This window comes from Amycolatopsis sp. NPDC051061 (genome assembly GCF_040682935.1).
GTDB lineage: Bacteria > Actinomycetota > Actinomycetes > Mycobacteriales > Pseudonocardiaceae > Amycolatopsis.
In genome coordinates, this window is the sequence record NZ_JBFBBZ010000021.1 from 63,862 (window position 1) to 82,317 (window position 18,456).

Sequence of the window (18,456 nt, forward strand, 5' to 3'; positions counted from 1 at the left end):
GAGGGTCACGAAATGGCGACCCGGACACGCGCGAGTTCGGCGAGCGCGGCGAAAGAATCGAGCCGTGCGGATTGGTCGTAGGCGGCCGTCGTCGCGAGGACTTCGTCGGCGCCCGCCGCCGCGACGAGCGCCCCCAGCCGGTCCTCGACTTCGGCCGGGGTGCCCGAAATCTGGCCGTCCAGGGTCTCCTCCAGCCGCCTGCGCTCGCGGTCGGTCATCGGCAGGGCCAGGACCTCCGCGGGCGGCGACAGCGGCGGGAAGACGCCGTGGGAGCGCGAATACACCGTCGCCCAGGCCTCTGAGACGAGCAGGCGGCGGGCGTCGGCGGCCGAGTCCGCGACGGCGATCGCCGACGACACGACGACGTACGGCTCACGCGCCCACTCGGACGGCCGGAACCCGTCGCGGTAGCGCGTCACGGCTTCGACCAGGGCGCGTTCGCCGCGGACCGGCGCGATCACCAGCGGCAGCCCGAGTTCGGCGGCGAGGTCGGCGCCGAACCCGGTGGCCAGCAGGAACGGCGGCACGCGCAGGCCCTCGGCGGGGTAGGCGTGGACGCCCGGATCCGAGCCCGTGAAGAACCCGAGCAGCTCCCGGACCTGCGCGCCGAAGTCGTCGGCGGCTTCCTTGCCGTGGCCCAGCGCCTCACGGACGCCGGCGGTGAAGCCGACCGACCGGCCCAGTCCCATGTCGATCCGGCCCGGGTGCAGCGCTTCCAGGACGCCGAACTGCTCCGCGACGACCAGCGGCCGGTGGTTCGGCAGCATGACGCCCCCGGTGCCGACGCGGATCTCGCTCGTCGCCGCGGCGACGGCCGCCGCCAGCACGGTCGGCGCCGACCCGGCGACCCCGGGCACGCCGTGGTGCTCGGACACCCAGAACCGGTGGTAACCCAGCCGTTCGGCGTCGGCGGCGAACGCGACGGTGTCCCTCAGCGCCCGCGCGGTCCCGGCGTCACGCCGCACCGGCGAGCGGTCGAGCACGGAGATCCTCACCCCGGGTGCAACGCCCGGCGCGAGGCGGGATTCCCGTCAGGGGCGCCAGCGCTCGCTGTAGTCCGGGTGGTCGGTGTAGGGCAGGGCCAGCAGGCGCAGCGTGAGACACCAGTTGGAGCCGGCCTCGTCGGCGGGCACGTGGCAGGTCTCACACCAGTATTCGCTGCCGTAGAGCGGAAAGCCGGGCACCTTCTCCGACACCGTGGTGCGGTGCGCGAGCAGGATCCGCCGGGTCGCCTCGATCTCGTTGATCATCTGGTTGACCGCGTCGAGGTCCAGGTCGGTCAGCCCGCGGATCTTCTGCTCCACGGCGACCTTCGTCTCGCCGCGGTTCATCGAGTCGCCCGCCTTGGCCTTGTTGACGGCCTGCATGATCATCGCCTGCCGCGCGCCCACGCGCGCGGCGAGGAATGCGATCAGGTCGTCCACTGAGGGCCTCCCTCGAACTCGCCCCAGGACATGTCTGCCGAACTGTCGTAGATCCGGGACCGCACGTTACGCCGTTCGTGCCGGTGGTCGAGACCATTGCGGCGGCTGTACGCCATTTGTGACCCGAAAGGCGACAGCGGGCAGCGAACTGATCACTCCGCGTTTTCCGGCGTGAGGTTTCGATTAAGCCGTTGAGGGCTCGCCCGGGGCGGAGAGTGGCGCGCGGCACGGTGGTGGCTTTGATTACATTCGGTACCGATCGGGGGGATTCGGTGCCGCTGAGTAACACCGGCCCCGGCCGCGGCGTCTGTCCCGGACACCAGAGTCCCGGAGGCAGCCATGTCCGTTCCCCTCCCGCAGATGCCGTACCTCCCGCCGGTCACCGCCCCGCCGAAGCGCCGGAAGTGGCCGTGGGTCGTCGGCGTGGCGCTGGTGATCCCCGCCCTCGCGGTGGGCGTCGTGCTGGCGATCGCCTTCGGCAAGGCGACTTCGAGCCCGTGCCTGGACAAGTCCCAAGCAGTCCCCTGCGTCGGCCCCGGCGGGACCTGGGTCGCCGCCGACGGCGGGGTCCGGCCTCGCGACGCCGCCGCGCCCGCCACCAGCAGTCCCTCGATTCCGGCTCTCGTCGCGCCGACCACGACCGTGCCCGCGCTTCCCGAGCCCACGGCGAAGGACTACTCCGTCGATCTGGCGGTCGTCTCCAAGCAGTGCTTCGGTTCGGCGGGGTGCAACGTCGTCGTCGAGCCGAAGCTGGCCTTCCTCGGCGCGAGCACCCTGCTCTGGGAGTGCGACATCACCTACAGCATCTCGGGAGACAGCTCCGGGGAGCTGATCGAGACCGCCTACGCGCAGGGCGGCTCGTCCTACCGCGTCGACCGCACCGTCGTGAGTACCAAAACCACCAAGGTCGCGCCCAAGGCGAGCGTGACAGCGGTCAGCTGCCGGAAGCCGTGAGGTCACTCCTCCGGCCGCGCCTTGCTGGGCTGGACCCGCTTCGGCTCCCCCGGCATCTTCGGATAGTCCGGCGGGTAGGGCATGTCCCCCAGCCCGTGGTCCCGCAGGTCGCGCTCGTACCACTCCAGCGCCTTCTCCAGCCCGAACGCCTCCTCGTCCATCGCCGCGTGCAGGTCGCCGTGCTCGGACAAGAACGCCGGGATCGTCAGCACGTCGAAGTCGTCCGCGTCGACTTCCGGCAGCAGGTCCCACGTCAGGGGCGTCGACACCGTCGCCCGCGGGGTGCCGCGGACCGACCAGCTCGACGCCACCGTGCGGTCGCGCGCCGCCTGGTTGTAGTCCAGGAACACCCGGCCGCCGCGCTCCTCCTTCCACCACGCGATCGTCGCCTTCTCGGGAATCCGCCGCGAAACCTCGCGGCCCAGCGCGATGACCGCGTGGCGGACCTCGACGAAGTCCCACTCCGGCCGGATGCGGACCAGCACGTGCACCCCGCGGCCGCCGGACGTCTTCGGGTAGCCCGTCAGCCCCGCGTCGGCGAGCACCTCGCGGACCACCTGAGCGACCTCGACCGCGTCGGCGAACCCGGCCCGGTCCGGCGGGTCGACGTCGATGCGCAGCTCGTCCGGGTGGTCCACGTCGGCGCGGCGGACCGGCCACGGGTGGAAGTCGAACGTGCCGAGGTTGGCCGCCCAGGCGAAGACGGCGGGCTCGGTCGGGCACACCTCGGCGGCCTTGCGGCCCGACGGGAAGGTGATCTCGGCGGTCTCCAGCCACTCCGGCGCGCCCTTGGGCACGCGCTTGGCGTAGAACCACTCGCCCTCGACGCCGTCGACGTAGCGCTTCAGCGTGGTCGGCCGCTCGCCGATGGCGCGCAGCAGCGGCCCGCCGACGGCGACGTAGTGCTCGACGACCTGCCGCTTGGTGATGCCGCGCTGGGGGAAGTACACCTTGTCCGGGCTCGAGACGCGGACGGTGCGCCCGCCCACCTCGTACTCGACCGGGTCACCGTGCTTGGGCATGCGGCCACGCTAGCGGTGATCGCGCTCCCGGGCCCTCGCGAAACCGCCCGCCGGACGTCATGAACGACTCTTTCACGTCGTCGGACGCGGTGAACGAGTCGTTCACGGCGTCCGGGGAGCCCGCGGCACCCCGGCCGGTAGGCTCGAACAGGTGTCCGGCCGCACCAAGCTGATCGTCGCGCTCGCCGTGGTCGCCCTCTTCGTGGCCGCCGCGGTGCTGCTGCCGATCCCCGGTCCCGCCGATCTCCGGGCCTGGGCCGCCGCCACCGGGCCCGCCACCCCGGTCGTGCTGCTCGTCGCCTACTCGCTGCTCACCGTCGTGCCGATTCCGCGGACCGTCTTCAACCTGGCCGCCGGCCTGCTGGTCGGCACCGCGGCCGGGATCACCATCGGCCTGGTCGCCACCACCATCGCGGCCGGCCTGTCCTTCGGGCTGGCCCGGCTGCTCGGCCGCGACCTGGTCACCCGGCACCTGCACCGGTCCGCCGTCCGGACGGTCAACGACCGGCTCTCCAGCGGCGGCGTCCTCGCCATCACCTCGCTGCGGCTGATCCCGGTGGTGCCGTTCGCGCCGTTCAGCTACCTCTGCGGCGTGTCCTCGGTGCGGCTCGCCCCCTACCTCGCCGGTACGCTCCTCGGCAGCGTGCCCGGCACCGTCGCCGTGGTCGTCCTCGGCGACGCCCTGACCGGCGACACGCCGCCCGCGCTGCTCGCCTGCTACGGCGCGTTCGCGCTGGCCGGGGCGATCGGGCTGGTCAAGGTGTTCAAGAAGCGGGCACCGGCCGGACCCGTCCCGCCGGACCGGCTGGCTGACGCGAACAGCACCGGACCGACCGCTACACTCGATCGGGTGCGCGAAGCGGAAACGCGCTGAGCAGGGCCACCATCACCGGGAATTTCGTCAGGAGCAGTCGCCATCGACACCGGTCAGCTGATCGCGGGGCACTACCGCCTCGTCGAGCACATTGGTAGCGGTGCCATGGGAGTCGTGTGGCGCGCCACTGACGTGCGCCTCGAGCGCGACGTCGCGATCAAGCAGATCCTCCCCCAGCCGGGCGTCTCCGAGACCGAGCGCGACAACATGCGCCAGCGCGCCATGCGCGAGGCGAAGAACGCGGCCCGGTTCCAGCACCCGAACGCGATCGTGGTGTTCGACATCGCCGAGCACAACGGCGACCCGTGCCTGGTGATGGAGTACCTGAACGGGCCCAGCCTCTCCACGATCCTCTCCCAGGACGGCACGCTGCCGCTCGGCCGGATCGCCCGGATCGGCGAGCAGGTCGCGTCCGCGCTGGTGGCCGCGCACCGCGCCGGGATCGTCCACCGCGACGTCAAGCCCGGCAACATCCTCATCGACGAGACCGGCACCGCGAAGATCACCGACTTCGGCATCTCGCGCGCGGCCGGCGACATGACGCTCACGGCGACCGGCCTGATCGGCGGCACCCCCGCCTACCTGGCGCCGGAGCTGGCCCGCGGCGCGGACCCGGTGCCCAGCTCCGACGTCTTCGCCCTCGGCGCGACCCTCTACCAGGCGATCGAGGGCACCACGCCGTACGGCAACACCACCAACCAGCTCGCGCTGCTCTACGCGGCCGCGAACGGCCAGATCAACCCGCCGGTGCAGGCGGGCGCGGCCACCGCGCTGCTGATGAGCCTCCTGCGCAGCGAGCCGGGCGAGCGGCCCAGCATGGCCGAGGCCCGGGAGCGGCTGGCCGCACTGGCCCGCACCGAGCCCGGCGGCGCGATGGCGTCGCCGCCGCTGCTCTCCGGTGGCGGGGGCCGCAAGCCGGCCGGACCCGCCGAGAGCGGCGACCGCCCGCCGTGGCAGCGCACCGACCAGCCCGCACCGCAGTCGCCGCCGGTCGGCACGCCGGTGCCGGCGGCCAAGGCGTCGAACCCGCCGCGCCCGACCGCAGCGTTCATGCCGATGCGGTCCCCGGCCGCGCCGCCGAACACGCCGCCCAGACCGATGCCCGCGGCCGCGCCGACGGCCAGGGCCCCGCAGTACTCGTCGAACCCCCCGAAGCCGGACAACAAGCGCAAGTACGCGATCTTCGCCGGCGCGGGTGCCGCGGTCGTCGTGCTCGCGGTGATCGTGTTCCTGGTGGTCAACTCCGGTGGCGGCGGCGGCAACGGCGGCACCACGAACGCCCAGTCGCCGAGCCGGCCCACCGCCGGGCAGTCGACCCCGAAGACCAGCAGCTCGGACGACGCCCCCGCGTCCGCCGAACTGGGCAAGACGCCGTCCGAGGGCAGGATCACGGACTACGGCCAGGCGGGGCGGCTGCTCACCGACAGCTACTACCCGAACCCGGGCTCCGGCTGGGGTTATCTGACGCCGGCCGCGCAGGCGGTCTACGGCTCGCAGGCCGAGTACCAGTCTTACTGGAACGACCACAAGGGCGACCTCAGCGGCTGGAAGCAGGCCAAGGCGGCGGGCAACGGGAACGACGGTTCGCTGGACATCACGATGGAACTCAACGGCGCCCGCCGGAAGTACCACATCGTGCAGCTGAACGGTCAGCTGATGATCGACAGCAACACCAAGCTCGACGCGAACCCCGACACCGGCCTCTGAGACGTAACGCGCCGCTGGTGGGCTGACGGGCGCCGATGGCCTACCGTGGAGCCATGGCCGACAACGGAGCTTCGCTGCCGGGCCAGAATCCTCGCTTCCACGAGGACCTGGTCGGCCTGGATCCGTACGACCCGGAGGCGCTCGCGTTCGCCGAGCACCTCGACCGGATAGAGCGCTCCGGACCCAACTACACGATCGAGGCCGCGCTGGACGGCGTGTCCGACTTCGCCGACTCCAGCAACCGCCTCGGCGGCCTGCGGTACTGGGTGTCGGCCCTGATCGTGGTCCTCATCGTGCTCGGCGTGATAGTCGCCGCATGGGACATCGTGGTGCACGCCCTGGCGTGGCTCGCGGCGTAACGTGGACCGGGTGAAAGGTATGAAACCCGTTGTCGGCGCCACCCCGCGCGTCGTGAAGTCCGAGCAGGAATGGCGCGAGCAGCTGGGCGCGGAGGAGTACGCCGTGCTCCGCCAGGCCGGCACCGAACGGCCGTTCGTCGGGGAGTACACCGACACCAAGACCACCGGCGTCTACGAGTGCCGCGCCTGCGGTGCCGAGCTGTTCCGCAGCGACACGAAGTTCGAGAGCCACTGCGGCTGGCCGTCGTTCTACGACCCCGCCGACTCCGACGCCGTGCTGCTGCGCGAAGACCGTGCCATGGGCATGAAGCGGATCGAGGTGCTCTGCGGCTCCTGCCACAGCCACCTCGGGCACGTCTTCGAGGGCGAGGGGTACGCGACCCCGACCGACCAGCGCTACTGCATCAACTCGATCTCGCTGAAACTGGTACCCCAGTCGTAGAACTCCCTGGCCTAAATCCTCCTTAAGCCGACAACCCCCCGCCCTTCCTCGAACGTAGTCTCCGCACACGGACGAGGGAGGGCGGCGTCATGACCGACACCTGGGGCATTTCCGGACCGCTGTTCACGGGCCTCTACCTGGCCCTGCTGCTCCTGCCCGCGGGGTACGCCGCGGTGCGGACCCGGCTGCAGCGGCGCGGCCGCGCGGGCGGCGCGCCGGACCGGGGCGAAGAACTCGCCCTGTTGACCGGCGGCCGCACACGTGCCGGCGAATTCGTCGTCGCGCGGCTGCTGGACCGCCAGATCATCCGGATGGACGGCACCGGCCGCGTGCACCGCGTCCGGGGCAGCGCGCCGGACGACCTGGGCCGCGCCGCGCTGGTGCGGATCAGCAAGACCGGCACCGCCGTCGCCTCGGTGAGCCGCGAGGTGTGGCACCACCCGGCGCTGGTCGGCCTGGAGCACGGGCTGATCGCGCGCGGCCTGCTCGTCGACGCCCGGAAAGTCCGCCGGACCTGGGTGTTCACCGCCATCGCCTACTGGGCGCTCGTCGTGCTCGGCGTGGTCCGGCTGATCGCGGGCAGCTCGAGCGGGCACCCCGTCGGCTTCCTGCTGGGCTTGCTGGTACTGGGCACGGTGGCGGCCATCTTCGTCACGACCCGCGCCGCGAACGCGCCCGAGATCAAGGCCACCGCGGCCGGGCGGGCCGCGGCCGGCGAGGCCGAGCGCGCCGGCTCGCTGGCGTCCGGCCCGGCGGGCGCGGTCGCCGCGGGCGGGTTCGCCAGCCACCCCGACAAGGACGTCCGGCTGGCCGTCAGCCGCTCCACGGTGGTGTCGGCCACCCGCACCCACCGCCGCCGAGGCGCGTGGACGGGGGCGAGCGGCGGCGCCGCCGTCGGCTACTACGGCGGCAGCTCGTGCAGTGGCGGCGGCAGCAGCTCCTGCGGGGGCGGGGGCGGCGGCTGCGGAGGTGGCGGCGGCGGGGGCTGCGGCGGTTGAAACGCCGACGCGAGCGCTTGCGTCTCACAGCTACGGTAACCGCAACTCAGTGAGGGGAGACGGGCGATGGACGACCCGTGGGGCATCTCCGGACCGGATTTCGTGGTCCTCTACATCGCACTGCTCGGCGCGGCCCTGCTGATCCGGGTCATCGTGTCCGGGGTCGTCACGAGCCGCGCGCTGCGGGCGGACCACGTCCGGCCCGGGCCGCCGCCGACCGTTTACCAGCTCGCGTTCCTCGCGGGCGGCCCCGACCGGGCCACCGACGCGGCGATCGCGGCGCTGGTGGAGCGCGGTCAGCTGCGCGTCAACAGCTACAAGCAGATCACCCAGGCCGGGACGCGGCCGGGCGAGCCGCTGGAGCAGGCCGTCTTCGACGCGGCGCAGCTGAAGACGACGGCGACGCTGCGGGGCTACGCCCGCCGGTCGGCGGCGATGCGCGCCCTGGAGGACGGTCTCGACCAGCGGGGCCTGCTGGCGTCGGCGGCCGCGAAGCAGCAGGCCCGGACGTTCGGGCTCGTCCTGCAGCTGGCCGTGCTGGTGCTCGGTGTCGTGCGGCTGGTCAACGGCATCTCGCTCGGCCGCCCGGTCGGGGTCCTGGTGTTCCTGGTGCTGATCGCGGCGGTGCTGACGGTCGTGGCCGCGGTCCGGCGGTCGAAGACGGGGGCCCGGCAGCCGTCGGCCGCGGGACACCGCCTGCTCGGTCAGGCGCGGGCCGCGGCCGGCGGCCCGGTACCGGCCGGGATGCTCGCGGGCGGCGTGCTGCTCGGCGGCGCCGTGGCCGCGGTCGCCCTCGGCGGCTGGGCGATGTACCCGGACGAGGAGCTGAGCGCGGCACTGATGCCGCCCGCGGGTTCCTTCGGCGGCGGCGGTTCGTCGTCGGGCGGGTCATCGTGCTCGAGTTCGTCGTGCAGCAGCGGGTCTTCGTGCAGCAGCGGATCTTCCTGTGGCGGCGGCTCGTCGTGCGGCGGAGGTGGGTGCGGTGGGTGAGCTCGGCATCGGGATCGGCTGGCGGCACGAGCTCGACCTGTCCATCGCCCGCCTGCCGGGCGTCGACTGGGTGGAGGTGGTCGCCGAGAACCTGCACGCCGACCACCTCCCCGAGACGCTCGTGGCGTTGCGCAAGCGGGGAATGCCGGTGCTGCCGCACGCCGTCTCGCTGTCCCTCGGCGGCGCGGAACCGCTCGACACCGGGCGCGTCCAGCACCTCGCGGAGATCGCGCGGGCCGTGGACGCGCCGCTGGTCAGCGACCACGTGTGCTTCGTGCGCGCGGGCGGGCTGGACTCGGGTCACCTGATGCCGCTGCCCCGCACCCGCGAGGCCCTGGACGTGCTGGTGGCCAACGTCCGACTCGCGCAGTCCATCGTGGACGTCCCGTTCGCGCTGGAGAACATCGCCGCGGTGCTCGACTGGCCGTCCTCGGAGCTGACCGAAGCGCAGTTCCTCACCGAGCTGACCGAGCGGACGGACTGCCGGCTGATCATCGACGTCGCGAACCTGTACGCGAACGCCCGCAACATCGGCACGGATCCGGAGGCGTTCCTCGACGGGATTCCCTGGGAGCGCCTGGCGTACGTGCACATGGCGGGCGGCATCGAGCGCGACGGCGTCTACCACGACACCCACGCCCACCCGGTGCTGCCGGAGGTCCTTTCGCTGCTCACCGAGTTGCGCCGCCGGACGGATCCGCCCGGCGTGCTGCTGGAACGCGACGACGACTACCCGACGGACGACGAGCTGGCCGCGGAGCTGGCGGCGTTGCGGGCGGCGGTGACGCTGTGAGCCGCTCGGACCTGGCGGCCCAGCAGGCCTCATTGCTCCGGGCGTTGCTGGCCGACGGCCCGGCTCCGGCGGGTTTCGACGCTTCGCGGTTGCGGGTGGAGGCTCAGGTCCTGCGCCGGAAGCACGGACGGGTGCTGGCTCATCAGCGGCCCGAGCTGGCGGAGGCGCTCGGGGACCGGTTCGGGCCGCTGTTCACGGAGTTCAACGCCGGCCGGCCGAAGCGGGACACCGAACGGTCGGGGGCTTATGCGGATGCGTTCGTGGAGTGGTTGATCGCGGGCGGGCAGTTGGCGAAGCCCAAGCGGGGCTTGGTTTCCCGCCTTCGGCGCCGGTAGGCCGAGCGGGGCTTGGTTTCCCGCCTTCGGCGCCGGCAGTCCACAGGGGGCGCCGTGATGTGGACAGGTGGGCTCGGACCAGGCCTTTTGTCGGGGGGCGCCGGTAAACTGGGTGCGGGGGCATCCCCCGGGAAGGGCGGGCTGCGTCCGGGCGAACTGCGCCGGGCAGGCCGCGCCCTGGCTGGGGGTACAAACCGAAGCGGGGCCGGGTTCTCGCCTCCGGCGCCGCTAGTCCACAGGCCCTGCGTGATGTGGACAACCGCGCTCGGGCCAGCCGTTTGTCGGGCACCGCCAGTAAACTGGGTGCGGGGGCATCCCCCGGGAAGGGCGGGCTGCGTCAGGGGGTCCAGGTCGGTTTGTCGACACCCGGCAGTCGCGTCCCGAAGTCCCAGTGCGGTTCCGCTCCCGGCAACCCGCCGGCCATCCGGACCCGCGTCAGCCGGCCGTAGCCGCTATCCGTCTCCTCCAGCAAGTCACTGAAATCGACGGAAGCCGCCGCGGAATCCTTGCGCCCCAGGGAATCCAGCCAGTGGCCCGTGCCCGCGAGGGACAGCCGGACCCGCCACGTGCCGCCGTCCGTCACCTGGCGGCGTAGCGCCGTCATCACCGCCGCCGCCGCTAGCCAGCCCGTTCCGTGGTCCAGCGCCTGGACCGGCAGTGGCGCTGGGTCGCCATCGGCGCCGAAAGCCATGCCGTTCGACATCTGGACCAGGCTGTCGAACCCGCGGCGGCGCGCCCACGGACCCTCCCAGCCGTACGCGCTCAAGTCCGCGATCACGAGCCCCGGCCTCAGCGCGGCCAGCTCCGCAGGTCCGAACCCGATCCGCTCCAAAGCGCCCGGCCGGAACGACTGCACCAGCACGTCCGCCCGGCTGATCAGCTTCTTCAGCCGCGCGCGGCCGCCCTCGGTGTCCAAGGCGACGAACGCCGACCGCTTGCCCTGACCGGTGTCGCGCACCAAAGTCTCGACGCGCGGGAGGTGCGCCGCGCCGACGTGCAGGACGTCGGCGCCGTGCGCGGCCAGGACCCGGCCGGCCACCGGGCCGGCGAGGACGTGCGTCAGCTCCAGGATCCGGATGCCGCCCAGCGGACGGTCCGAGTAGAACAACGTCCGCTTCGACGCCTCGCCGATCGGCGCCAAGTCGACCAGGGGCAGCGAAGCCACCGCTGACCCCTGCGGGTGCGCCGCCCAGTCCTCGGGCGAACGCAGCTGCGCTGCCGCTCCCCCGGCCGATACGACGGCGTGCTCGACCTCGCGCGCGCCGCGCCCGGCGACCGCCTTGGTCACCGCGTCCCGGCTGCCGGGAACGCCGAGCCCCCAGCACACCGCCGCTTCGTGGCGCGGGTAGTTGCAGTGCAGGCGCACCCAGCCGTCGGCCGTGCGGTAGTTGCCCGACAGCGGCGCCCACACCGACTCCGGCGAAGTGCCCTCGACGCGCGAGAGCCCTTCGCTCGCGAAAGCCGCCGCCGCGTGCCGTGTGTCCGCCGTGACGACGCCGGGCTCGATTTCGCGCAGCTTCAGCATTTCGCCGGCCGCCAGGGTCGCGGCCGCGACGGAAGCCTGCGCCGCGGCCGCCACCCGGTACGGGCCGGGCAGCACGTCTTCGGCGCCGGTCAGCTCGACCGGTCCCGGCGCTTCCCCGGTGAGGGCGTGCCAGACGCCGTCCAGGATCTCGGGCACTAGGGCAGGGCCGCGACGAGCTCGGCGGGCGGCACGCGCGTACCGGTGTAGAACGGGACCTCTTCGCGCACGTGCAGCCGCGCCTCGGTGCCGCGCAGGTGGCGCATCAGGTCGACGATCCGGTGCAGCTCGTCGGCCTCGAAGGCGAGGATCCACTCGTAGTCGCCCAGCGCGAACGACGCGACGGTGTTGGCGCGCACGTCCGGGTAGTCGCGGGCTTCCTTGCCGTGGTCGGCGAGCATCTTGCGGCGGTCGGCGTCCGGCAGCAGGTACCACTCGTAGGACCGCACGAACGGGTAGACGCAGATGAACTTGCGCGCCTCTTCACCGGCCATGAAGGCCGGGACGTGGCTCTTGTTGAACTCCGCGGGCCGGTGCAGCGCGGTCTGGCTCCAGACCGGGGTCGACGCGCGGCCGAGCGGGGTCCGGCGGAACCCGGTGTAGGCCGCCTGGACCTGCTCGATCTCCTCGGCGTGCCACCAGATCATGAAGTCGGCGTCGGCGCGCAGCCCGGAGAGGTCGTAGACCCCGCGGACGGTGACGCCCTTGGCCTCGAGGCCATCCAGGTACTCGGTCGTCTCGCGACCCGCGGCCCCGCGATCCTCACCCAGCCGGCCGGGCTCGATCCGGAAGACCGACCAGGTGGTGTAGCGGATGCTGTCGTTGAGCTCGTTGTGATTGACCCGCGCCATGGTTCCATCCTGTCACCGCGCCGGCGCGGCCGCTGCCACGGGTCGGGTGAGAGCACTCACGAAGAGAGCTGCCGACCACGCGGACGTCTTGAATGACTCATTCAGGTTTTCGGAGGTCCTGAATGACATTCAAGACACCTCGGGCGAGCCCTACGCGGTCAGGTGCGCGGCGATCCGCTGGGCGGCGGCCTCGGCCGTCGCCACGCACGCCGGCAGCCCCACACCGTGCAGCGTCGCCCCGGCCACCGCCAGCCCGGGCACCCCGGCGATCGCCTTCTCGATCCGCTCCACGCGCTCGAGGTGGCCCGTGCCGTACTGCGGCAGCCCGCCACCCCAGCGCGTCACCAGTGTCTCGACCGGCGCCGCCGTCACGCCCGTCAGCCGCGCGAGGTCGTCGCGGACCACGCGGACCAGCTCGACGTCGTCCGCCTGCAGCGCCCCCAGCTCGCCGAAGCGCCCGACCGAACCGCGGACCAGCACCGGGCCGGAGCCGAAGTGCGCCCACTTGCGCGAAGAGAACGTGAACGCCTTCGCCGCGTACGGCACGCCCGAAGCGTCCCGTTCGCCCTGACCGATGAGGATCCCCGACGCGTCGGGCAGCCGCGTGCCGGGCGGCAACGCCAGCGCCACCACGGCCATCGACGCCAGCTCGACCTCGCCGAACGCCGCCGACGCCGCGGGCACCAGCTCGGCCAGCAGCCGCCGGGCCGACGGCGCGGGCACCGCGAGCACGACCGCGTCGGCCTCGACCGTGTTGTCCGCGGGCGCGTGCGCGGTCGGGTTCGCGCCGATCCGCAGCCGCCAGCCGGGGCCGTGCCGGGTGATGTCGCAGACCGGCAGCCCGGTCCGCAGCTCGGCGCCGGACAGCTCGGCGAGCCGGTCGACCAGCGTGCCCAGGCCGCCCGGGACCGTGCCGAACACCGGCGCCGAACCGGGCGAAGCGGGCAGCTGTGCCTTCGCCGCCGCCGTCAGCGAGCCGGCACCCGCGGCCACCGCCGCGGCCAGGCCGGGCATGGTCGCGCGCAGGCCGAGGCCGTCGGCGCCGCCGGCGTAGACGCCGCCGAGCAGCGGGTCGACGAGCCGATCGACCAGCTCGTCGCCGAACCGCTCGCGCAGCAGCGGCCCCAGCGGCAGGTCCCCGCCCGGCAGCCGCAGCTCGGGCAGCGACGGCTCGGCCTCGACGGCCCGCCGTCCCGCTTCCGAGAGCACCCCGGCCACCGACTCCGCCGACGCCGGAACGCCCATGACGGTGCCCGGCGGCAGCCCGGTCACGGTGCCGCCGGCGTGGATCTTCGCGCGCGCCTTCGTCGGGTTCACGACGTCGAGGCCGAGCTCGCGGGCCAGCCCGAGCATCTCGGGACGGCGGACGAGGAAGGCCTCCGCGCCGACGTCGTAGGGGACGCCCGCCAGCTCGGCCGTGCGCAGCTTCCCGCCCGGCGTCTTCGTCTTCTCGAACACGACGATCTCGGCGGTTTCGCCGAGCAGCCGCCGCAGCCGGTACGCCGCGGTCAGCCCGGACACGCCCCCGCCGACGACGGCGACGCGCTTCACAGCTCGTGCACCAGCCCGGCCACGCGGGTCAGCACGTCGGGGTCGACGCCCGGCAGCACGCCGTGGCCGAGGTTGAAGATGTGGCCGTCGGCCGCACGCCCTTCTTCGACGATGCGCCGGACCTCGCGTTCGAGGACCGGCCACGACGCGTGCAGCAGCGCGGGATCGAGGTTGCCTTGGACCACCGCGTGGCCGCCGAGCCGCCGCACCGCTTCGTCCAGGGGGATGCGCCAGTCGACGCCGACGACGTCCGCGCCCGCGTCGCGCATGGCGGCGAGGAGCTCGCCGGTGCCGACGCCGAAGTGGATCCGTGGCACGCCGTACGCGGCGACGCCGTCGAGGACCTTCGCCGAGTGCGGCAGCACGAACTCGCGGTAGTCCCGCTCGGAGAGCGCGCCCGCCCAGGAGTCGAACAGCTGGACCGCGTCGACGCCGGCGTCGAGCTGCGCGCGCAGGAACGTCAGCGCGGTGTCGGCCAGGCCGCCGGCCAGCTCGTGCCACAACGCCGGCTCGGAGTACATCAGCGCCTTGGTGTGCTCGTGGTTGCGGCTCGGCCCGCCCTCGATGAGGTAGCTGGCCAGCGTGAACGGTGCGCCGGCGAAGCCGATCAGCGGTGTCCCGCCGAGGCGCTCGACGAGCAGCTTGACGCCGTCGGCCACCTTCGCGACCTGATCCGGCTCCAGCACCGGCAGCGCCTTCACGGCGGCGAGGTCGCGCACCGGCGCCTCGACCACCGGACCGGTGCCGGGGACGATGTCGATGTCGACCCCGGCGGCCTTGAGCGGAACGACGATGTCGCTGAACAGGATGGCCGCGTCGACGTCGTGCCGCCGGACCGGCTGCAGCGTGATCTCGGCGAGCATCTCGGGGTCGAAACAGGCGTCGAGCATCGGCACGCCCTCGCGCAGCGCGCGGTACTCGGGCAGCGAGCGGCCGGCCTGGCGCATGAACCAGACGGGCGTGCGGGCCGGGCGTTCGCCGCGCGCGGCGGCCAGGAACGGGGCTTCGGGCAGCTCGCGGCGGCCGGACGGAGCGGCTCGCTGCGGCAGGGGCGTGGTCGGTGACATCACCGTCAATCGTGCCACGAGCTGGGGACGGTGGTTCCATCGGCGCGCCTGCGCCCGCAACGGGGCGTGCCCGCCCTAAAGTCGAAGAGTGACCGCGATGACGCCAGTGCCCGAACTCTTCCGCGAAGCAGTTGTGGCGCTGCAGTCCGTCCGGCCCCGCCGGGAGGTGCTGCTGGAGCCGATGCGGGCGCCGCAGCGGCTCGCGCCGTGGTCGTACGCGGTCAGCTGCGAGGTCGCCGGGCCCGCGGACGTGCTGGCTTCGGGCCGCCTGGTCCTGCTGCACGACCCGGAGGGTCAGGAAGGCTGGGACGGCGTGCTGCGGCTGGTCCTGTACGTGCGCGCGGAGCTGGACCGGGAGCTGGCGACCGACCCGTTCCTGCCGGGGGTCGGCTGGTCCTGGCTGACGGACGCGCTGGAGGTGTCGGGCGCGAGCTGGACGGCCCTGGGCGGCACGGTGACGGAGACGTCGTCGGCCCGCTTCGGCGACATCTCCGGCCCGGCGCGGACCGACGACTTGGAGCTGCGGGCGTCGTGGACGCCGACGGACGCGGGGCTGCTGCCGCACGGGCAGGCGTTCTGCCAGGTCATGGCGAGTGTCGTGGGCCTGCCGCCGGTCGGCGTGACGCTCTTCGGGCAGCGCCAGAGCTCCTGACCCGGGTTCCCGCGGGTCGCACCACGGGCACCCCTCGCCGAGACCCGGCTGCCGACGTCATGAACGAGTCGTTCATGACGCCCCACGACCTGAACGAGTCGTTCATGACGTGCGCCGAGGCCGGACCCGCGGCCGTCCGGGCGATCATCCGCAACGAATCGGCAACGGCCGCCCTCCCCCTGGCCCCTCCCCACACCGCCCCTTGTACGGATGTGAGCAAATTTCACGTCCGCTGAACGCCGTCCAAACCAACGGGAACACCCGGACGGCCCCCTCGGCGCGCCACTGACGGGCGGAATGGTGAGGACAACAGCCCGAGACCCGGGCCGACCATTCCGACGTTCCTGAGGCCGTTTCACGTCTTCCCCGATGCCCCCGTTAGTGACACACCACGGTCACGCACCGCAACAAGATCAACTTGCGGCACGCGGGCCGGAGATCGCCCGCGAGGGCCACGGACAGTCACCGTTCGGCCGCCCGGAAAGGTCCCTGAAGCCGATTCACGAAGTTGATCAAGCCCCGGCCGGAGCCACATTTCGGCCCTCCGAGGCGCCCATCCGGACCCCCGCCACTACGCGCACCGGCAGCTGCACGCCTCATCTGCACGGCCATTTGGGCGCCGGTAACTTCTTTGCATCGTGATCGCTGGGCTATCCGTTAGCAACCGGCCGTGTACTAGCCCGATCGTGTTACTACGAACCCGCTGAGTGACTGTTCGTTTGAGATAGATACCCATTCGATCCCCCCGTGAAGGGCCCAGGGCGGCTACAGTGCCTTCGACGACACCACTTTCGGTCTAAAGCTGGCGCGGCTGAACGGCCGAAGGTCCCGGTGCCGGTCGGGGGGCACGACCGACTCCAGGGAGGTAGTGACGTGGCTACCGTCGGCATTTCTCAGGCCGTCCGATCCACGCCAGCCGGCACTTTGCCGGCGAGCATGGTTCCGCACCCGCGGGAAGAGCTTTTTTCGGTACTGGTGGTCGATGACCACCCGCTGTTGAGGGAGGCAATCGCAGCAAGACTCGCACAGATGGGTGCGGGGACCGTCCACGAAGCCGCCACGGTGGCCGAAGCGAGGGCGCGAGCACAGGCCACTGGGCCTTGTGACCTGGCGATCCTCGATCTCGGACTGCCGGACGGCAGCGGCATCGAGCTGGTTACGGAACTCCGTAGCCACGGCTGGCCGCGCGTGGTCGTACTCGCATCCTCGGACGACCCGTACGCGGTCCGCTCGGCCTTCCAGGCCGGGGCCCAGGCGTACCTGCTGAAGTCCGCGTCACCGGTCGTCGTGACCGATGGCGTGCGGCGTGTGCTCGAGGGCGGCGTTTACGCCGACCCGAGCGTGGCTCCGGTGCTGGCCACCGGGACCCGCGTCGCGGGCACCGACAACACCCCGCGCGAGCTTTCCGCTCGTGAGGTGGAGGTGCTCCAGCTGGTCGCCGACGGACAGTCCAACAAGGAGATCGGCGAGGAGCTTTCGCTCTCCGCTCTCACCGTCAAGTCCCACCTGTCCCGGATCGGGCGCAAGCTCGGCACGGGCGACCGGGCTCAGATGGTGGCGCTGGCCATGCGGGCCGGCGTGATCCGCTGACACAGGCGAACCTCCCTGCGGGGCGGGCGGACCAGGCGCGGTACGCCCGTCCCGTAGGGTCGTCGCTTATGGGAAGTGCAGAGGCCGAGGACACCGGGATGGAGATCGAGTCCACGGGCGGCCCTGTGCTGCTACGCGAGCCCGTAGAGGGCACACCTCCGGTGGTCGCAGACCAGTCCGCGCTGGCCGAAGCCTGCGCGCGGCTCGCCGCGGGCACCGGCGCCGTCGCCGTCGACACCGAGCGCGCGTCCGGCTACCGGTACTGGCCCAGGGCCTACCTCGTCCAGCTGCGGCGCGAGGGTTCCGGCACGGTCCTGATCGACCCGACCGAGCTGGACGACCTCACCCCGCTGCGCAACGTCCTCAACTCCCTGGAGTGGGTGCTGCACGCCGCCTCCCAGGACCTCCCCTGCCTCGCCGAGCTGGACCTGCACCCGGCGGCGCTCTTCGACACCGAGCTGGCCGGCCGGCTGGCGGGCTACGAGCGCGTCGCGCTGGGGACGCTCGTCGAGCTGCTGCTCGGCTACACCCTCGAGAAGGGGCACAGCGCGGCCGACTGGTCGAAGCGGCCGCTGCCCGTCGACTGGCTCAACTACGCGGCCCTCGACGTCGAGCTGCTCATCCAGCTGCGCGAAAAGCTGGAAGCGGAGCTGGGCGCCCAGGACAAGCTGGAGTGGGCGCAGCAGGAGTTCGAGTTCGTGCGGACGGCCCCGCCGCCGGGCCCGCGGGCCGAGCCGTGGCGCCGGACGTCCGGCGTGCACAAGATCCGCAACCCGCGCGGCCTCGCGGCGGTTCGCGAGCTGTGGCAGGCGCGCGACGAGCTGGCCCGCAAACGCGACCGCGCGCCCAGCCGGATCCTGCCGGACAGCGCGATCATCAACGCCGTGACGGCGGACCCGAAGACGGTCGAGGAGCTCCAGGCGCTGCCGGTGTTCAGCGGCCGCGTCCAGCGCAAGTACACGGCGAGCTGGCTGCGGCACCTGCAGGCGGCCAAGGCGCTGCCGGCGAGCGAGCTGCCGTCCCCGTCCCAGCCGACGGACGGCCCGCCCCCGGTGAACCGCTGGGCGGACAAGGATCCGGACGCGGCGGCCCGGTTGTCGGCCGCGCGCGCGGCGCTGACGGCGATCGCCGAGGACCGGCGGCTGCCGGTGGAGAACCTGCTGCTGCCGGACCTGGTGCGCCGCACGTGCTGGCGTCCCCCGGCGGAGACGGACGAAGAGTCGGTGGCCGAAGTCCTCCGCGCGGGCGGCGCGCGGCCGTGGCAGATCGGGTTGACGGCCGCGGCGTTGAGCAAGGCTCTCCAGACGACGGCTTCCTGAACGGAC

At 72.7% G+C, this 18,456-nt stretch carries 19 protein-coding genes; 12 read left to right on the plus strand and 7 right to left on the minus strand.

Translation table 11 applies throughout. The annotated features are described in order from the left end of the window. Positions 1-5: 5 nt before the first annotated feature. Together AB0N03_RS26965 and AB0N03_RS26970 are read right to left on the minus strand one after the other, a co-directional pair. The gene (locus AB0N03_RS26965; protein ID WP_364377196.1) at positions 6-983 is read right to left on the minus strand and encodes an MsnO8 family LLM class oxidoreductase; all 978 of its coding nucleotides are present in this window, start codon (positions 981-983) and stop codon (positions 6-8) included. A 48-nt stretch (positions 984-1,031) separates the two neighbouring features. Further along, entirely contained in the window at positions 1,032-1,424 is a 393-nt protein-coding gene (locus AB0N03_RS26970; protein WP_360683134.1) for a DUF6221 family protein, read from the minus strand. 339 nt (positions 1,425-1,763) lie between these two features. Here AB0N03_RS26970 and AB0N03_RS26975 point away from each other — a divergent pair, with 339 nt between their 5' ends. Continuing rightward, a complete protein-coding gene (locus tag AB0N03_RS26975; protein ID WP_364377197.1) occupies positions 1,764-2,378 on the plus strand; it encodes a hypothetical protein in 615 nt (204 codons plus the stop codon). Positions 2,379-2,380: 2 nt separating this feature from the next. On the opposite strand, the gene AB0N03_RS26980 is transcribed toward AB0N03_RS26975, so the two are convergent. After that, entirely contained in the window at positions 2,381-3,400 is a 1,020-nt protein-coding gene (locus AB0N03_RS26980) for a DNA polymerase domain-containing protein (protein WP_364377199.1), read from the minus strand. 151 nt (positions 3,401-3,551) lie between these two features. On the opposite strand from AB0N03_RS26980, the gene AB0N03_RS26985 reads away from it, so the two are divergent. From AB0N03_RS26985 to AB0N03_RS27020, 8 genes are all read left to right on the plus strand, one after another. Further along, entirely contained in the window at positions 3,552-4,274 is a 723-nt protein-coding gene (locus tag AB0N03_RS26985; RefSeq protein ID WP_364377201.1) for a TVP38/TMEM64 family protein, read from the plus strand. A gap of 57 nt (positions 4,275-4,331) precedes the next feature. Then, positions 4,332-5,981 (plus strand): protein kinase, encoded by a 1,650-nt coding sequence (locus AB0N03_RS26990; RefSeq protein ID WP_364377364.1) that lies wholly within the window; start codon positions 4,332-4,334, stop codon positions 5,979-5,981. A gap of 53 nt (positions 5,982-6,034) precedes the next feature. Beyond that, entirely contained in the window at positions 6,035-6,340 is a 306-nt protein-coding gene (locus AB0N03_RS26995; protein ID WP_284745289.1) for a hypothetical protein, read from the plus strand. Between the two features lie 19 nt (positions 6,341-6,359). Beyond that, positions 6,360-6,782: a peptide-methionine (R)-S-oxide reductase MsrB gene (msrB, locus tag AB0N03_RS27000; RefSeq protein ID WP_364377203.1), complete on the plus strand. Its 423-nt coding sequence runs from the start codon at positions 6,360-6,362 to the stop codon at positions 6,780-6,782. An 89-nt stretch (positions 6,783-6,871) separates the two neighbouring features. Next, complete coding sequence (locus AB0N03_RS27005; protein ID WP_364377205.1) at positions 6,872-7,780, plus strand: TIGR04222 domain-containing membrane protein; 909 nt, start codon at positions 6,872-6,874, stop codon at positions 7,778-7,780. A gap of 66 nt (positions 7,781-7,846) precedes the next feature. Then, the gene (locus tag AB0N03_RS27010; protein WP_364377207.1) at positions 7,847-8,770 is read left to right on the plus strand and encodes a TIGR04222 domain-containing membrane protein; all 924 of its coding nucleotides are present in this window, start codon (positions 7,847-7,849) and stop codon (positions 8,768-8,770) included. Beyond that, positions 8,763-9,563 (plus strand): DUF692 domain-containing protein, encoded by an 801-nt coding sequence (locus tag AB0N03_RS27015; RefSeq protein WP_364377209.1) that lies wholly within the window; start codon positions 8,763-8,765, stop codon positions 9,561-9,563. The genes AB0N03_RS27010 and AB0N03_RS27015 overlap by 8 nt, the downstream gene beginning before the upstream one ends. Then, the gene (locus AB0N03_RS27020) at positions 9,560-9,898 is read left to right on the plus strand and encodes a hypothetical protein (RefSeq protein WP_364377211.1); all 339 of its coding nucleotides are present in this window, start codon (positions 9,560-9,562) and stop codon (positions 9,896-9,898) included. The genes AB0N03_RS27015 and AB0N03_RS27020 overlap by 4 nt, the downstream gene beginning before the upstream one ends. A 337-nt stretch (positions 9,899-10,235) precedes the next feature. Here AB0N03_RS27020 and AB0N03_RS27025 read toward each other — a convergent pair whose 3' ends face one another. The 4 genes from AB0N03_RS27025 to hemE form a co-directional block, all read right to left on the minus strand. Then, entirely contained in the window at positions 10,236-11,579 is a 1,344-nt protein-coding gene (locus tag AB0N03_RS27025; RefSeq protein WP_364377213.1) for a CoA transferase, read from the minus strand. Then, positions 11,579-12,271 carry a hydrogen peroxide-dependent heme synthase gene (gene hemQ, locus AB0N03_RS27030; RefSeq protein WP_364377215.1) on the minus strand — a complete coding sequence of 231 codons (693 nt, stop codon included), beginning with the start codon at positions 12,269-12,271 and terminating at the stop codon, positions 11,579-11,581. The genes AB0N03_RS27025 and hemQ overlap by 1 nt, the downstream gene beginning before the upstream one ends. 150 nt (positions 12,272-12,421) lie before the next feature. Beyond that, complete coding sequence (gene hemG, locus AB0N03_RS27035; protein ID WP_364377217.1) at positions 12,422-13,822, minus strand: protoporphyrinogen oxidase; 1,401 nt, start codon at positions 13,820-13,822, stop codon at positions 12,422-12,424. Then, positions 13,819-14,889, minus strand: a complete 1,071-nt coding sequence (gene hemE / locus AB0N03_RS27040) for a uroporphyrinogen decarboxylase (RefSeq protein WP_364377219.1) — start codon at positions 14,887-14,889, stop codon at positions 13,819-13,821. Before hemE ends, hemG begins: the two co-directional genes overlap by 4 nt. Positions 14,890-14,977: 88 nt before the next feature. Between hemE and AB0N03_RS27045 the strand changes: the two genes are divergently transcribed. The 3 genes from AB0N03_RS27045 to AB0N03_RS27055 all read left to right on the plus strand — a co-directional run bounded on the left by AB0N03_RS27045 (position 14,978) and on the right by AB0N03_RS27055 (position 18,450). After that, positions 14,978-15,541 (plus strand): DUF3000 domain-containing protein, encoded by a 564-nt coding sequence (locus tag AB0N03_RS27045; protein ID WP_364377221.1) that lies wholly within the window; start codon positions 14,978-14,980, stop codon positions 15,539-15,541. A gap of 873 nt (positions 15,542-16,414) precedes the next feature. Beyond that, on the plus strand, positions 16,415-17,131 hold the full coding sequence (locus AB0N03_RS27050) for a response regulator transcription factor (protein ID WP_364377222.1): 717 nt from the start codon (positions 16,415-16,417) through the stop codon (positions 17,129-17,131). 68 nt (positions 17,132-17,199) lie between these two features. Beyond that, entirely contained in the window at positions 17,200-18,450 is a 1,251-nt protein-coding gene (locus tag AB0N03_RS27055) for a ribonuclease D (protein ID WP_364377224.1), read from the plus strand. Positions 18,451-18,456: the final 6 nt, after the last annotated feature.

Excerpts from the sequence above, each read along its gene's own strand:
- AB0N03_RS26975 (WP_364377197.1), top strand. The coding sequence starts at position 1,764 with ATGTCCGTTCCCCTCCCGCAGATGCCGTACCTCCCGCCGGTCACCGCC.
- AB0N03_RS26980 (WP_364377199.1), bottom strand. The coding sequence starts at position 3,400 with ATGCCCAAGCACGGTGACCCGGTCGAGTACGAGGTGGGCGGGCGCACC.
- AB0N03_RS26995 (WP_284745289.1), top strand. The coding sequence starts at position 6,035 with ATGGCCGACAACGGAGCTTCGCTGCCGGGCCAGAATCCTCGCTTCCAC.
- msrB (WP_364377203.1), top strand. The coding sequence starts at position 6,360 with ATGAAACCCGTTGTCGGCGCCACCCCGCGCGTCGTGAAGTCCGAGCAG.
- AB0N03_RS27005 (WP_364377205.1), top strand. The coding sequence starts at position 6,872 with ATGACCGACACCTGGGGCATTTCCGGACCGCTGTTCACGGGCCTCTAC.
- AB0N03_RS27010 (WP_364377207.1), top strand. The coding sequence starts at position 7,847 with ATGGACGACCCGTGGGGCATCTCCGGACCGGATTTCGTGGTCCTCTAC.
- hemQ (WP_364377215.1), bottom strand. The coding sequence starts at position 12,271 with ATGGCGCGGGTCAATCACAACGAGCTCAACGACAGCATCCGCTACACC.
- hemE (WP_364377219.1), bottom strand. The coding sequence starts at position 14,889 with ATGTCACCGACCACGCCCCTGCCGCAGCGAGCCGCTCCGTCCGGCCGC.
- AB0N03_RS27055 (WP_364377224.1), top strand. The coding sequence starts at position 17,200 with ATGGGAAGTGCAGAGGCCGAGGACACCGGGATGGAGATCGAGTCCACG.